The sequence below is a fragment of the Ensifer sp. Root423 genome, from assembly GCF_001426275.1.
Classification (GTDB): Bacteria; Pseudomonadota; Alphaproteobacteria; order Rhizobiales; family Rhizobiaceae; genus Ensifer; species Ensifer adhaerens.
This window is the reverse complement of sequence record NZ_LMEG01000047.1, coordinates 233,208-247,226: the sequence shown is the minus strand read 5'-3', so window position 1 is coordinate 247,226 and position 14,019 is coordinate 233,208. Positions and strand designations below refer to the sequence as shown.

Below are 14,019 nucleotides of genomic sequence, written 5' to 3'. Positions count from 1 at the left end.
TTGCCAGCGACAATCAGCATGATACTTTCATCCCGACCGCGACATAAGAGTCTCATCCAGATTGTCGCCGCCGTCTCATCCTGATCGCCGCGCTATAGGCTGTCGCCGACCTACACGAAATGGCGCGTTTCTTCATCAAAGTCGAGGCTGACACTCGGCAGGAACTTCTTCCGCTAGCGATCTGCCGAGCTCATCATGCAGCAAATGCCAGACCGCGGCGTCCGATGGGAGGTGGTTCGTGCGCCGCTCGAATAAGTGACTGCCTGTGCGCGATGCGGAGATAAAGTTCCCATCGACTTGCTAGCGACACATTCGGTCTCGATATTTGCTTGTTGAGCTTTGTTTTCTCGCCTTTCGCGTTCAAGCCGACCTTCCCTCTCAAAATCGATCTATCTGCCTTGGCTGTCACAATGTCGGTCGGGGTCTTCAATCATGATTTTGAAAGGAATTGTCATGAACACTGGAACCGTAAAGTTTTTCAATAGCGCTAAGGGCTTCGGCTTTATCGAACTCGAGAACGGCGGGACGGACGTATTCGTTCACGCATCTGCTGTCGAACGAGCCGGTCTGCGTTCGCTTGTCGAGGGCCAAAAGGTCACCTTTGACATCGTTCGGGACGCACGCTCTGGCAAGAACGCAGCTGACAACCTCGCAGCAAAAAATTCGCTTCTGGCCACTGACCACGGATGTACTGGCAGTGCCGCTGAGGCGTGTGTAGAAGGTCGGGTTTTGCCCGGCCTTTTTTATTGGCAACGTGGTCTGTTTGCCGGCCTGCTCCGCGTTTTCGGCTGACCCGGCTGACCCTAGAAATTGCGGGGAAAATGGGGCTTTTCTATAAGAGCGACGTTCTCGAACTGTTCTGCGCGTAAGAAGCGCTGGATGCTTGGCTCTCAACCGCTGCGAGATTGTAACGGAAAAGAGGGTCGAATGTTCATTAACCCGTAGGGATTAGAAATCCACTTTTGTACACGCCCCGTTCTCACGCCGTTCGGCGCGTATTAGCGATCAAACTTTCAGTAGAAATTCAGGGTTTTTCTCGGAAGAGAGAAGCGGGTAGCTCGCTAGCTTCGGGGACGCGCATCATTACGTGAGGCGTGCGTTTCACCCATAAATCAGCAAGGCACCGCCGGAAAAGAGGATCGCGCGCCAAGCCATAGAGGGTGCATTGGCGCTCAGAGGGAACCGTTGCCCTCTTAGACAGTTGAACCCTATTAGGCCGCAATTCCTGCTGAGATCTGCCCATGAACCAGTCCTCGAATGGACGAATCTATGACTGCATCGTCGTTGGCGGTGGGCCAGCGGGCCTTACCGCTGCTATATATTTGGCACGCTACCACCTCTCCGTTTTGGTGTTCGACGATCAAGCAAGTCGCGCCGCCAGTATTCCCGTGTCCCACAATCATGCGGGCTTCCCAAACGGTGTGAGTGGCGAAGAGTTGTTGGCTCGTATGCGAACGCAAGCGGAGCGATACGGGGCCTATGTGAGGTATTGTCAGATTACGGAGCTGCGCAAGAGAGGTTCGCTGATCGAGGCGATGTCCCCGATTGGTCATTGGAGGGCGAAAACGGTGCTTCTGGCGACCGGGGTCATCAATCGGCGACCGCAGATGCCGGCGGCCGTTCATGATGACGCGCTAGCCCGGGGGCTTCTGCGGTACTGTCCGGTTTGCGATGGGTTCGAGGTTACGGATAAAACCGTAGGCGTTATAGGGGTTGGGACGAGAGCGTTCCAAGAGGCGATTTTCTTGAGAAGCTATACGCGCCACCTCACCATTATCTCGTGCGAGGATAGGCCTCATTTGAATGAGACGCAGATTTCTGAACTTCAGGAGATCGGCGTCAAGCTGGAGCGCGGTCCCGTGAGTTCCATCGAAATCGCGGGCGATCTTCTCGTCCTAAACACACCAGACCATCGTCTCTTCTTTGCTTCGGTCTATCCAGCGTTGGGCTCGGACGTGCGGTCGGATTTAGCATCGCGACTGGGCGCTCGGCTATCACGTGAAGGATGCGTGTCGGTCGATGCCCATCAAAGGACGACCGTGAGCGGCTTGTACGCGGCGGGCGACGTTGTACAGGGGTTGGACCAAATCAGTCGCGCAATGGGGCAGGCGGGCGTTGCCGCCACTGCCATCCGAAACGATCTGTGCGAGCAAGTGTTGCGGGTGCGGTAAAAGAGGCCGGACGGTCTCAGATGCAGTTGGGTCGCCCGGCCTATCATGTGTTGCTTCGATAGTTCCACTGCATACGCTTGAGGCGATCTATCGATCTGCAGCAGTCACCTTAGTTGTGCTCGGAATGACTTCGAGAACCAATCTCAGCTCCACCAGCAGGGCATGATGCTGATCGAGAACTTGGATGCTGATCATAGAAATTGGGTCCTGCGGAAGGCCGTCAGCCGCCATCTCCGCCAGGGTGACCTTTGCCTCTTTGATCGCCGCCTGTTCATCTGCGAATTCGAACGCCCGATCTTCGGCGCTGAACCCTTCCTGATCAGTTGTCCTGAAGTAGAAATTTGGCATGTGATGTTCTCCTACTGTCATATCGATACACGGGCTGCCGCGCAGTCGCTTCAACCTCAGAACCGGAGGGATGGCGCCTAGCGTGTCGTGACCACGTTCTTAAGCAATCGGGTGACATCGACCTCGATCCGCGCGCAATCGGAGTCGAGTTCGGCCACATGACTGGAATTCCGGCCTTCAACTGCCCGCACCTGGTCGCGCTGATGAGCCGCAAATCCGTACGCGCGCAGGAGATCTTTCAGCTCGGGAACGCGCAAAAGCTCGATCTGGGGACGATACGTGGGCAATTGTATCAGTAAGCGCGAGCGCCCTATTGCTTCGAAATCCAACGACGTGCCTCCTAAGTTATGTTTTGGGCATCCAGTCGCGAACGGCGAGAAAAGTTCCTCATGCCATGTGCGGACGGGGTGTTGAGGCCCCCAAGGGCGACGTTGCCGCGCTTGTAGGGCTAGGCGTTTGCTGTCTTCTCTGTCGACGCTCTCTGGAAAATAACATTGTGTTTGAGGAACCGATTGGAGGTGCCCGGGTTTGGAAGGCCACAGCTACAAAGGAGTATCCAATGGCAGGATCAACGCAGCCAAGCTGCTCCGCAGGGCGGCGGCCAAGCGTCGCCAGGGTGACCAAGGCAACGACCAGGGTGGCCAGCAAGGGGGCCGCAGCGTTAAGATCGAGGTGGCACGGGTACTCCTCTTCCGAGAGTTTCCAACCTGAGGCATGGCCGATGACCGACCATCAGGTTAAGCAATGATCGCCAACATTTGTCTTAACTGTAGTTGCGGGACCTTCGCCATTTGCTCCGCGTTATACACACCGCAACGCGGCGCACGTCCAGCCATGTCTGAGCGGCCTTCGTTAATGGCACGAAAGGAGAAACCCACCGGCAGGCGTGACTGCGGGCATGGTCTGATCCCTAGCTAATTGTGGAGATCTGAATGAAAATACTGCGCGACAACGGCCTGACGATCGTATTGCTGCTGGCCTCGTTGGGCACGGTGGTGGGCATGCTCTTTACCGGACTCCACGTCTATAACGACGAATTGGCCGAACACGGAGGGCAAATGGTAACGCTGCCAGCTTACCTTATAAGCGGTCATTTCCTCTCCGCCTTGTTCGAGAATTGGGAGTCGGAGTTTTTGCAGATGAGTGCCTATGTGGTGCTTACGGCATTCCTGTTCCAACGCGGCTCAGCAGAGTCAAAAGATCCCGACGAGCCGCCATCCCAGAATAGCAACCCTGCGGACGACCAAGACAACGCCGAAGTACCGCTGCCCGTAAGAATGGGCGGCATGGCAAGCTCTCTCTACTCCTATTCGCTCGGTTGGACATTGTTTCTCCTCTTCGTACTCAGCTTTCTAATGCACGTGAGGGAGAGCGCGTCTGCGCAGGCGGTTGAGGCCATGCTGCATGGGCAGCAAGCACCTTCGATTGGCGAACAATTCTTCAGTGCGAGGTTGTGGTTTGAGTCTTTCCAAAATTGGCAATCGGAATTCTTATCGACTGCAGTTCTCGTCGTCCTATCGATTTTTCTGCGGTTTCGTGGGTCCCCTGAGTCGAAGACCGTCTCCGACCCTCATTCCAAGACAGGAGCATAGACAGGTAAAAGGGCCGGCGGATATTTACTTTTGGATGTCCTAGCGCTGACAATCCGTTCACGACAGCGCTCGAGAAAAACCAGGTTCCGCTGCTGCGCCGACCATCGCGATGGCAGCTACTCTGGCTGTTTCCATGGTCGAATGTTTCCGCGTCGTTCATCGACAGGTGGAGTGGCAGCGCTACGCTCACTCGCCGCCGCGCTCGCGGCTTGCCGAACCATGCGGCGCACCCGCCTTGGTAGCCCTGATAACGGTGTTCCGATTCCCTGCGCGGGCTCGCAATTCCGCGGTAGCCCAGCCCGCACAGAATTTCTGACCGAATTCGCGGGGAGAAGGACCTTGGTCGTGGAAGACGTCCGCCCCACCTCCTGGGCTCGGGCGAAAGATTCATCTGTTGCACCAAGCCGGGCGTTAAGGAGGCGGTGCTGTGAACACGAAGCTGCATACTGACGGATCATTTCAAGCCATGCGTCAGGCGATCGACGATGCGCGCCAGGCGTTAGCGGGCGGAGGCGCCGATCATCATCGCGACGCCCTGCAACACCTTGGTCGCGTGGTAATGAACTCACTGGCTGAGATCATTGAAACTGACGGCGGCACAGATGGTTACCTCTACGACGCCGACGGCATCGCGCAGGATATCGAGGATTGCTACCAAAAGCTGGTCGAGGAGGAAGAGGCGGCGCAACCGGACAACGCAGCGCGCCAACCTACTCATGGAACGATGAACCTTCGACAGCAGGGAGTGGGGCGATGATCACTGGCCCGGACCTGCTGCAGATTTCCCTTGCACGCATAAACATGGAGCGCTCCGAAATCGAAGAGGCCGGCGTGATCGATAAGGGTATCGACGGCGACAAAGCATGGTCGAACTTCGGACGCGACATTGATACTTTCATTGTCAAGCTGCCGCAAAGTCGACTCGCTGCGTTAGCCGCGATGATCCAGAGACGAGCAAATCGTCAACGTTGACGGCATCTGGGGGGATTGCGGATGGCTCGGTGAGCGACGGCTAGGAGCGGACCGTGGCGCGCGCTAGCGGCAACAGAGGTGCCGTTGCCGGCAGTGTCAACAGCCCGTGATTATTTCCTGACCCACGGAACGTGCTTCCTGCGCGATGGTGGGGCAGGTCTCTCTCAATAAAATGATCGGACCCTAAAATGCCTGCTGAGAAGACATTGAACGACCTCTTCCTTGACACGCTGAAAGATATCTACTTTGCCGAAAAGCAAATCGTGAAGGCCCTTCCTAAAATGGCCCGCGCCGCCCATTCGGAAGAGGGCAAAGCTGGTTTCCTGCAGCATCGTGATGAGACTGAAGGACAGATCGAGCGTCTCGAGCAGGTGTTCGAACTGATTGGCAAATCTGCCCGCGGCAAGACCTGCGAAGCCATCCAAGGGCTCATCGCCGAAGGCGAAGAAATCATGGAAGAATACAAGGGCACGGCCGCACTTGATGCCGGCCTCATTTCGTCGGCCCAAGCCGTCGAACACTATGAAATTGCCCGCTATGGGGCGCTCAAATCGTGGGCCGCCCAGCTTGGCCTCGATGCGGCCGTCCCGCTCCTCGACGCTAATCTCCGGGAGGAGATCGCCACCGATCAGAAGTTGACGGCACTTGGTGAAGTTGCGGCAAACCCGAAGGCGTCCAAGCGGGCGGCCGAGTAGACCACCTCAACGAAAAGCCGCGCTCATAGTTGGTTTTTCATTTCGCATCGGCGTCGGACGGTCGGTGGCGCATTGCGACGGCACACGACCGGACGACCACAACGCCCCTGCCGTTGGAGACTGCACGCAACCGATGCATCTCATCACCCTTTTTGCCGACGGGCATGGAACCTTTTCATGCGGCAATGTTTGGGTGATAGCGCTCTTCAACCGTAACCGCTCCAGAACAATCACGATCTGGTTTCATGGTTAGCAGCGGTTGGGCCGCGTTTAGCTTAAGGAGGTACGTCGATGGGTCGCGGTATTCTACTCTGGCTACTTGGTGTCCCGATACCGATCATTATTCTGTTGATGCTTTTCATGCGATAGGAGGCTGCCATGGCACCGTCAGTGCTTGCCGATGTTTCAACACCGGCCGAATCATCCGTTCCAGCCGTCAGCTGGGCGCCGATCATTGCAGGTGCCTTCGCGGCCTCTACATTGACGCTCATTCTCATGCTCGTTGGCTCAGGCCTTGGCCTTACATTGATATCACCGTGGTCTGGGGAATCCGCCAGCGCCACCACTTTCGCGGTCTCAAGCGCCATCTGGCTGGTGATCGTCCAATGGCTCTCGTCGGGCCTGGGCGGCTATCTGACCGGGCGCTTGCGCACCAAATGGGTCGGGCTTCATACCGACGAGACCTTTTTCCGTGATACAGCGCATGGTTTTCTGGCCTGGGCGCTAGCAACGATGCTTGTCGTGTTCGTCCTCGGCTCCGCAACCTCCGCTGCAGTCGGAACGGGGGTGAAGGCAGTTTCCTCAGTCGCATCAGGCGCGGCCCTTGGGGCGTCAGCGGGCGCAACGAGCGGTCCTGAGGTGGGCGATTCGAACGGGATGCCGTCTTATTTTGTCGACTCCCTTTTCCGTCCAACCGATCCCGCTCGCCTGACGGCGCCGGGCGCCGAGGGCGATGGAGCCGCAGCAGCGCAAGCTTCCCGAATTCTGGTCGCGAGCGCTGCGGCTGGCGAAATGTCGCCGGAGGACAAGACGTATCTGGCCCAGTTGGTCGCGGCACGTACCGGGTTATCGCAGGCCGATGCGACAACCCGGGTCGATACGGTACTTGCGCGGGTCGAAGAGGCCAAGGTCGCCGCTCAGAAAGCTGCTGACGCTGCCCGAAAGGCGGCTGCGACATTTGCCCTTGTCGGCGCCTTATCTCTCATCATCGGAGCATTCATAGCGAGTGCCGCAGCCGCCCTTGGTGGACGACAACGGGATGACCTCGAAACGCTTTCCTGAGGGTCCTTTAGCTAAGCTTTGCATTCTACCTCTTCCTCGGCGCCCTTTTTGCCGGGGCAATGGTTGCCTCGGCATCGCTGATCGACGTGTAGGCGGCGCCGCGATTTCACTATCGCTCTGCTTGCTCTACTGCTCGTCGTCACGACGAAGACCAAGGTGCTTGGCAGGTCTGACCCAACTGATCCAAAGGAGATCACGATGAAAGCCCTTTGCTGGCATGGTAAGAACGACATCCGGTGTGACAGCGTCCCCGACCCGCAGATCGAGGACAGCCGCGATGCGATCATCAAGATGACGGCCTGCGCAATCTGCGGCTCGGACCTTCATCTTATGGACGGATACATCCCATTCATGGAAAAGGGCGACATCTTGGGTCACGAGTTCATGGGCGAGGTCGTCGAAGTCGGGAGCGACAACAAGAAGCTCAAAGTTGGTGATCGGGTCGTCGTGCCCTTTACGATTTGCTGTGGCGAATGTCCGCAATGTCTCAAAGGCAACTGGTCTCTATGCGAGCGCAGCAATCGCACCCCCGAGAACGCGGCGAAGGCATTCGGCTATCCGACAGCGGGTCTGTTCGGCTATTCTCATCTAACCGGCGCTTACGCCGGCGGTCAGGCCGAGTACGTCCGCGTCCCCTATGCCGATGTTTCGCCTATCATCATTCCGGGCGGAATGACCGATGAGCAGGCTCTCTTTCTCGGCGACATCTTTCCAACCGGTTGGATGGCAGCTGCGAATTGCGAGATCGAAGCCAGCGACATTGTCGCGGTGTGGGGATGTGGCCCGGTCGGCCAGTTTTGCATTAAAAGCGCATTCATGCAGGGCGCCGCCCGCGTCATTGCCATCGATAATGTATCGGAGCGGCTCGCTCTGGCGCAGTCGGCTGGCGCCGAAATCATCAATTTCGATGAAATCGACTGCACGATTCCCGATTATATAAAGGAAATGACTGGCGGGCATGGCGCGGAGAAGTGCATCGACGCAGTTGGCGCCGAGTCTCATGCCACCGCCTCGTTCGACGCCATCGTTGACAAAGTTAAAGCAGCGACACTGATGGGAACCGACCGACCCCACGTGCTGCGCGCGGCGATTATGGCGTGTCGTCCGGGCGGAATCGTCTCCGTGCCTGGCGTCTACGGGGGCGTTCTCGACAAAATTCCGTTCGGCGCGGCCATGAACAAGGGGCTGACCATCCGGACGGGGCAGACGCACGTCAATCGCTATTCGCTCGAGCTGCTTCGCCGGATCGAAGAGGGCGAAATCGACCCCGGCTTTATCATCACGCACCGTGCGACGCTTGAGGATGGTCCCGGTCTCTACGAGACCTTCCGCGATAAGAGGGATGGTTGCATCAAGGTTGTGCTGACCGCCTGACGGTTCACGGCGGCCGCGTTGAGAAGGGGAAAGGACACAGACGACCGTACCCAGGCAACGAGAACGACCCCGAGCATCAACATTGTCGGCATTTGCGACAAAATGCTCTCGCAAAGCCCTCGTCATTCTTGACGGGTCACGGCGTGCGCTAGGAAACAGGGGTCGAGCCGTTAACGGGCCGAGGGCGGTCGTCGGCATAACAGCAACGACAAAGATGCCAGAACGGTCGCGCAAGACAAGTAGAAGAGGCCTGAGCTTAGGTCGCTACACCAGTGACAGGGTTCACTTCCGGTTTTTCACTCGTATCCTTGGCGTCAGGACCTTGAACGGTTGGCGGCGCGATCGATTCCTCGTCGCGGTGCTTTTTGCGATCGGCGGGGTGATGGACGTCTTCCGGCTTCGCCTGCTCAGGCTTTGCATTGGTGTCTTTGGTTGCCATAGCGATACTCCTTTCCAGTACAACGGGCCTGGGTGGGGCGGGTTCCGCATACGGAGGGTTTCCATGTCATTTGATCGCGAAAAAGCTGGCCCCGAAAGGCGACTGACGAGCCCACAAGGCTGCGGTGTCAACGAGGGATCAGAAGCAGACCTTGTAACCTCGGCCGACGAAAAAGGTGGCTTCTCACCTTCAATTCTGCCTCGTCAAGGACACGATGGGCGCGAATGCTGACTAGCTCTATAGGCCGATCGGCCACCAACTCCCCACCTCAGGTGGCGCGATCTCCGTTCGGCTCAGCAATTCCTGCGTTGAAGAGTCCTCCTGAACTTCGCCAGTCACGTAGCTGTCGTGGCCCACAGCAGGGACGTCGCATGCTGCTTCGATGAGGTCAGAGACGAAGAACGGGATTTCGCTGGCGTCCATCTGACGTCGCCTTCAGTCATGTTTGGCCCTACTCTGAGGGCGGGGAACTGAGCGGCCGCCCGGATCGATAGGAGCGAAGCTCACGCGTAACCCGCTGGACACGATTAATCTGGTCATTCACCTGCGTGACCGGGATCGCCACTACCGTGAGCGGGACCGTCACCAGTGCCGGGGTCGCCGCCACCGCCGTGGCCCGGATCATTCCCGCCCGTGCCGGGGTCGCCGCCACCGCCGTGGTCCGGATCACCCCCGCCCGTGCCGGGGTCGCCACCACCGCCGTGGTCCGGATCACCCCCGCCCGTGCCGGGGTCGCCACCACCGCCGTGGCCCGGATCACCATCGCCCGTGCCGGGGTCGCCAACATTGCCGTGGCCCGGATCGCCAGCGCCGGGGCCGCCGCCACCGGTAGATGGGGTGCCTGGGTTTCTGCCAGCACCCGTTTTGGTGTCGGTCTTACCCGGATTGCCTTTCGATATTGTCGGGACGATTGCACTTGTCACCGCGGCCGACAGCGGCTCGCATTGTTCTTCTCCAGCCTCGACCATCCGGTTTGCCGGCCCACGGGGACTGCACTGCCCGGGGAAAACGGAGCGCTCAATCATCTGTCCTTGTGCTGGGGTGGCTGTCGATAAAAACCCGGCCGACACCAGGGCCAGACCGGTGGTTATCAGAAGTTCACGTATCGCGTTCATTTTAGCCTCACTAAATTAGCTTCATGCAAAATAAACTTGAGTGAGGGAAATGGTTCCGTCCGACGCCTGGCATGGGACCTTTGTCAGCGCCTGTGGGACCAAGGTCCCATGTGGAGGATCTTGGCCCCGCGTCTGAAAGCGAACCGCAGGGACGGAAAGGCTGTTCTGGTGTCGTTGTCAGTCCAGGGCGGAGTAATAAAATCGCTGCGCGAATAGTCTATTGCTAGGGGCTGGCACGGAGAAACGGAGCCTGGAAGCGACCGAGCGATCACAAAAAGGAATGGCCCCGTCGCGGGACGACGAGGCCAGAGGCGCTTATCGAAGAGACTTCACTTGGGGACGATCGTGAAGCTCGGGCCTGATCTCGATCGGGGAAACGGGATCAGGACAATTGAGAAACGCTTGCGTTATGAAAAGGTTCCTGGCCTCCCAATAAGAAACGGTCCTGAAGTCAACGACGGGAAAGTGCTTTGTTGGGCCAGGAGGTTGGAAAAGCGCTGGGCCCGAATTGGGCTTCTGCTTCCCGACCTTAATCCGTTCCTGTCTCTGTTGCGGCGATGGCGCTGGGCCTCAGTTTCGCTAAGGCCATCAGGCGCATAGTTTTTGGAGTGGTAGGCAACGGTAAAAGACAGCCCTCCAGAGGGCGGGCAAGTAGGCCCGCGGGGGGGCGGGATTTTTTGATTGTTATTCAATCACCCGTTGAACCAGTGCCGGGATCCCCGCCGCTGCCGGTGCCATGATCGCCGCCACTGCCGGTGCCGGGATCGCCGCCGCTGCCGGTGCCAGGATCGCCGCCACTGCCGGTGCCAGGATCACCGCCGCTGCCGGTGCCGGGATCACCGCCGCCGCCGGTGCCAGGATCGCCGCCGCTGCCGGTGCCCGGATCACCGCCGCTGCCGGTGCCAGGATCACCGCCGCTGCCAGTGCCAGGATCACCGCCGCCGCCGGTGCCGGGATCGCCGCCACTGCCGGTGCCAGGATCACCGCCACTGCCGGTGCCGGGATCACCGCCGCTAACAGGAGTACCCGGGTTGGTGTTACCGCCCGGACCGGTGGCGGTCCGATCCGTTTTGCCATTCGTTGTTGTCGGGGCGATTGCGTTTGTCGCCGGCAATCGCTCACATTGTGCTCCTCCGGCTCCATTGATCTTGTTTGCGTCTCCAATCGGGCCACACTGACCCGGGAAAATGGAGCGCTCGGCGATTTGCCCTTGCGCCGGGACGGCTATGAATAAGAAACCTGCCGACACCACGGTCAGACCGGTGCTTATCAGAAGTCTATGTATCGTGTTCATTTCGACCTCACTAATTTAGCTATATGTTATGTAATCTTTGGTGAGGAGAAAGGTTCCGTCGGACGACTCGGCTTAAAAACTTGCCTGCAGGGCTAGGGTACTATCCTGAGTGTTTTGGGCGCCGTTTAGGGGCGAGCTTTAGTTCCTCCGGTTGAACAACGAGATGCTGCGACCGTCGTGTCTAAACGAAGCAAACTGCTTCCGCGAAATCTTGGGGGCATGAAAAGGAATGGCCCCGTCGGGGCGCGACGAGGCTAGGGGATCTTGTCGAGAGACTTCACTGGGGACATTTGTGGGAGCCCTGCGCCTAACCCTCTATCGGGGAAACGGTATCAAGACAAAGTGAGAACACTCGCATCTTGAAATAGTACCTGCGCGCCAAAAGAAATGACCCCGTCCCTTTGGACGGGGTCTTAGAGCGCGCGTGGTATACGAACCGTGCTACACAATAGGACTCCCTTCTTAAAACTATCGATGGAAGCCCTGCCTTTGATCCGTTTCGGGAATCGGTCATCGGTATTCGAGAACGGTTGCCGATGCGGAATGTTCCCTCGGCGGCGGAGGACCACCAGCCCGAGACTTTTACGCGGCCATATGGGACTGAAGCCCGATGGCGGAATCGAGAGCCTGTCTCGCTTCGCTTTTGAAAACGCCAGGTTTGCGCAGGCCCGCCCGACCTTTACCCTGTCGCGTTTGCCGCAACTTGGGTGAGCTGCCCTCAGCAGCAGGCGGAACCCGGCGGTACCGAACCAGATAGCGTTCTGGTAGGGGGTTTCATCCGTATTCCCAAACCGATACTCTCGCGATGAAGTTTACAAGTAGGTCAGCGGGCCTGCTGGTACGTGGAATGTTGCGTTTTGGCGCAAGCCGTTTCGAAGACCCTTCGTGTGAAGGCGAGATCTTGGAGGCCAAGATCTTGGATTGCGAGTTTGGGCCGAATGCGCACCGACACCTCGCAAAAAAGGAGCGGAGTGCGCGCCATATCGGGCTTCGACGAAGCCTCAAAAGGAGTGCTCAAAAGGTGAGTGTGCAATTACGCCACCTTCATTCTCCCATCGATTGATGGGTTCAAGTTTTGTCACTGCGGGCAGGGGCGAGTTTCAGCTCGATACAGGCCTGCTTTGGCAGCCCGATCCTTGCTTTGTGAACCTGATCAACAATGCTTCCAGCGACGGCGAAAGAACTTAAAGCCGCTTGATCGGCAACGCTCGAATGACAATCTCTTGCTGGCCAAACGCGCACTCCAATTCATGGCGATAAACCCGCCACCATAGCTGGTCGAGGTTTTCTGTCATTACTTCCGCCACAACGATCTGATCACGCTCCATTTCAGCTCCGGATACCCAATTTCCTTCCGCGGGAGCATTCCTGTAAAACGTTATGCCGCCGAAGGCCTCCGCAAGTTGTTGCCGAACGGTATCGAACATTTGGGAACCGAACGGTTGCCCATCCCGTCGTTTGAGAGGCAGTAAGATCTGGATAAGATGCATGTTCGGTTCCTTGATTTCGAGCAGTCCCATCCTCTAATTGCCAGGTGGTTTCTTCCAGCGAGATAAAAAGCCACAGTCATTGACCTGCCCCTCGTAGGATCAGAAATGCTTGCGGACCACTGCTCTCACTCTTCGCGTAAAGTCATTGCCGTGTTTCGTTGGACGCCGCCAACCCACCCTGCAAAGCACCGCGTTCAACCACCAGGACCGAGAAAGGCGCCTGCGGAAACAGTATCGGCTGCAACTCCCGCGGCTTCAATCGCCTCCTGCTTGGCCGCAGCGATGCTTGTGGTGGTAAGTCTTTTCATACCGCTCGACATGCGTCCGTGCTTGCAGGCTTCCACATTGAACAGGTGAGGGTGAGCCAACAAGGGATTTGCACGATCCCGCCCGTATCGCGACACCTCATGCCTTAGGGTCTTGTTTCTCTCCCGCGCTTTTGCCGTCGGAGCTTCGCGAACGCTCCTCGAAACGTTCCTCCCCTTTTGCCAGGGGGCTTCCTTTTTGGAGTTCAATCCGGCGCTCCTCTCGTTGGGCACTCTCTTGAAGCCCTCGCGCAGACTCGTTGCCCTCGGGTTGTTCATCCCTCGGCCCTTGAGCCGAGAGCGCCTCGGAGGACGACTTTTGTTCGGCGTCAGGCATTGCTGAACTCGCGCTCGCGGCCTCATCGGCCGAGCGAAATCTCTTCAAAGCTGCGCGAACCTCATCTTCTTCCCATCCAGCCTCGACGGCCGCGGCGACCAATTCGGTTTCAAAGTCTCGCCAACTGTCCCGCCCTTCATGAGCTGAAAGAATGGACGAGAAGCACTGGTAACAGTCGGCCGACCTCTCCAACGTGCCCTTCGCAGTCCTTGGGGATGCAATGTATGTCATGATCTCGGACCTCGTATCTGACGGAGCGACCAGGCAGCGAAGTGCAAGGACCTGCATTCGCTATCACTGGCGCGCAAACCTTCGGCCTTTCAAAATGTTCCTGGGAATTTCATACGGAGGGTACGTCGTCGGCCAGGCAAAAAGGCGTAACATGGAGCCGTTGCCGCAGGATCGGAAACTCCTGAAGATCCGTGCAGCCGACGTCGTTGCGCGCGCTTCACCCAGGTTACGTAACAATCCTCTCGCGGGGGGCCCTCTAACCACAGGCTCATCGCCTATGAACTGCCTTGCCCAGACTTGCAAGCAATTCGCCACCTGAACTCCTCCCGGCGGCTGGCGCGATGAACTCTACCAACCCTTGAACGAGCGCAGGTG

The 14,019-nt window shown here is 58.0% G+C and carries 14 protein-coding genes and 1 pseudogene; 9 read left to right on the top strand and 6 right to left on the bottom strand.

Annotated features, from left to right (window positions below):
• Positions 1-453: 453 nt before the first annotated feature.
• Together ASD01_RS37150 and ASD01_RS34240 are read left to right on the top strand one after the other, a co-directional pair.
• Positions 454-657 (top strand): annotated as a pseudogene (locus ASD01_RS37150) (cold-shock protein); the annotation flags it as partial.
• A gap of 584 nt (positions 658-1,241) precedes the next feature.
• Positions 1,242-2,171 carry an NAD(P)/FAD-dependent oxidoreductase gene (locus ASD01_RS34240; protein ID WP_177235796.1) on the top strand — a complete coding sequence of 310 codons (930 nt, stop codon included), beginning with the start codon at positions 1,242-1,244 and terminating at the stop codon, positions 2,169-2,171.
• 87 nt (positions 2,172-2,258) lie between these two features.
• Here ASD01_RS34240 and ASD01_RS34235 read toward each other — a convergent pair whose 3' ends face one another.
• Positions 2,259-2,519: a DUF6894 family protein gene (locus tag ASD01_RS34235; RefSeq protein WP_034800021.1), complete on the bottom strand. Its 261-nt coding sequence runs from the start codon at positions 2,517-2,519 to the stop codon at positions 2,259-2,261.
• Positions 2,520-2,596: 77 nt separating this feature from the next.
• Positions 2,597-2,848 carry a hypothetical protein gene (locus tag ASD01_RS34230; protein ID WP_029742831.1) on the bottom strand — a complete coding sequence of 84 codons (252 nt, stop codon included), beginning with the start codon at positions 2,846-2,848 and terminating at the stop codon, positions 2,597-2,599.
• Positions 2,849-3,451: 603 nt separating this feature from the next.
• On the opposite strand from ASD01_RS34230, the gene ASD01_RS34220 reads away from it, so the two are divergent.
• From ASD01_RS34220 to ASD01_RS34195, 6 genes are all read left to right on the top strand, one after another.
• Positions 3,452-4,111: a DUF6766 family protein gene (locus ASD01_RS34220; protein ID WP_060645033.1), complete on the top strand. Its 660-nt coding sequence runs from the start codon at positions 3,452-3,454 to the stop codon at positions 4,109-4,111.
• Between the two features lie 427 nt (positions 4,112-4,538).
• Entirely contained in the window at positions 4,539-4,868 is a 330-nt protein-coding gene (locus ASD01_RS34215; RefSeq protein ID WP_156623731.1) for a hypothetical protein, read from the top strand.
• Positions 4,865-5,083: a hypothetical protein gene (locus ASD01_RS34210; RefSeq protein WP_060645031.1), complete on the top strand. Its 219-nt coding sequence runs from the start codon at positions 4,865-4,867 to the stop codon at positions 5,081-5,083. Before ASD01_RS34215 ends, ASD01_RS34210 begins: the two co-directional genes overlap by 4 nt.
• A gap of 188 nt (positions 5,084-5,271) precedes the next feature.
• Positions 5,272-5,778 (top strand): YciE/YciF ferroxidase family protein, encoded by a 507-nt coding sequence (locus tag ASD01_RS34205; protein WP_060645030.1) that lies wholly within the window; start codon positions 5,272-5,274, stop codon positions 5,776-5,778.
• Between the two features lie 378 nt (positions 5,779-6,156).
• Complete coding sequence (locus ASD01_RS34200) at positions 6,157-7,059, top strand: hypothetical protein (RefSeq protein WP_060645029.1); 903 nt, start codon at positions 6,157-6,159, stop codon at positions 7,057-7,059.
• Between the two features lie 198 nt (positions 7,060-7,257).
• The gene (locus ASD01_RS34195) at positions 7,258-8,433 is read left to right on the top strand and encodes a zinc-dependent alcohol dehydrogenase (RefSeq protein ID WP_060645028.1); all 1,176 of its coding nucleotides are present in this window, start codon (positions 7,258-7,260) and stop codon (positions 8,431-8,433) included.
• A gap of 256 nt (positions 8,434-8,689) precedes the next feature.
• On the opposite strand, the gene ASD01_RS34190 is transcribed toward ASD01_RS34195, so the two are convergent.
• Both ASD01_RS34190 and ASD01_RS34185 read right to left on the bottom strand, forming a co-directional pair.
• Complete coding sequence (locus tag ASD01_RS34190) at positions 8,690-8,872, bottom strand: hypothetical protein (RefSeq protein ID WP_029742934.1); 183 nt, start codon at positions 8,870-8,872, stop codon at positions 8,690-8,692.
• Positions 8,873-9,109: 237 nt separating this feature from the next.
• Positions 9,110-9,295: a hypothetical protein gene (locus ASD01_RS34185; RefSeq protein WP_049811043.1), complete on the bottom strand. Its 186-nt coding sequence runs from the start codon at positions 9,293-9,295 to the stop codon at positions 9,110-9,112.
• A 146-nt stretch (positions 9,296-9,441) separates the two neighbouring features.
• Between ASD01_RS34185 and ASD01_RS35915 the strand changes: the two genes are divergently transcribed.
• Positions 9,442-9,927, top strand: coding sequence for a hypothetical protein (locus ASD01_RS35915; protein WP_156623730.1), 486 nt, complete (start codon positions 9,442-9,444; stop codon positions 9,925-9,927).
• 744 nt (positions 9,928-10,671) lie between these two features.
• Here the strand turns inward: ASD01_RS35915 and ASD01_RS34175 are convergent.
• Positions 10,672-10,977 (bottom strand): hypothetical protein, encoded by a 306-nt coding sequence (locus ASD01_RS34175; protein WP_060645026.1) that lies wholly within the window; start codon positions 10,975-10,977, stop codon positions 10,672-10,674.
• A gap of 1,488 nt (positions 10,978-12,465) precedes the next feature.
• A complete protein-coding gene (locus ASD01_RS34170; protein ID WP_234798844.1) occupies positions 12,466-12,801 on the bottom strand; it encodes a hypothetical protein in 336 nt (111 codons plus the stop codon).
• Between the last annotated feature and the right edge of the window lie 1,218 nt (positions 12,802-14,019).

Coding starts and splice junctions, on each gene's coding strand:
- ASD01_RS34240 (WP_177235796.1), top strand. CDS start 1,242: ATGAACCAGTCCTCGAATGGACGAATCTATGACTGCATCGTCGTTGGC.
- ASD01_RS34235 (WP_034800021.1), bottom strand. CDS start 2,519: ATGCCAAATTTCTACTTCAGGACAACTGATCAGGAAGGGTTCAGCGCC.
- ASD01_RS34220 (WP_060645033.1), top strand. CDS start 3,452: ATGAAAATACTGCGCGACAACGGCCTGACGATCGTATTGCTGCTGGCC.
- ASD01_RS34210 (WP_060645031.1), top strand. CDS start 4,865: ATGATCACTGGCCCGGACCTGCTGCAGATTTCCCTTGCACGCATAAAC.
- ASD01_RS34205 (WP_060645030.1), top strand. CDS start 5,272: ATGCCTGCTGAGAAGACATTGAACGACCTCTTCCTTGACACGCTGAAA.
- ASD01_RS34200 (WP_060645029.1), top strand. CDS start 6,157: ATGGCACCGTCAGTGCTTGCCGATGTTTCAACACCGGCCGAATCATCC.
- ASD01_RS34195 (WP_060645028.1), top strand. CDS start 7,258: ATGAAAGCCCTTTGCTGGCATGGTAAGAACGACATCCGGTGTGACAGC.
- ASD01_RS34190 (WP_029742934.1), bottom strand. CDS start 8,872: ATGGCAACCAAAGACACCAATGCAAAGCCTGAGCAGGCGAAGCCGGAA.
- ASD01_RS34185 (WP_049811043.1), bottom strand. CDS start 9,295: ATGGACGCCAGCGAAATCCCGTTCTTCGTCTCTGACCTCATCGAAGCA.
- ASD01_RS34170 (WP_234798844.1), bottom strand. CDS start 12,801: ATGGGACTGCTCGAAATCAAGGAACCGAACATGCATCTTATCCAGATC.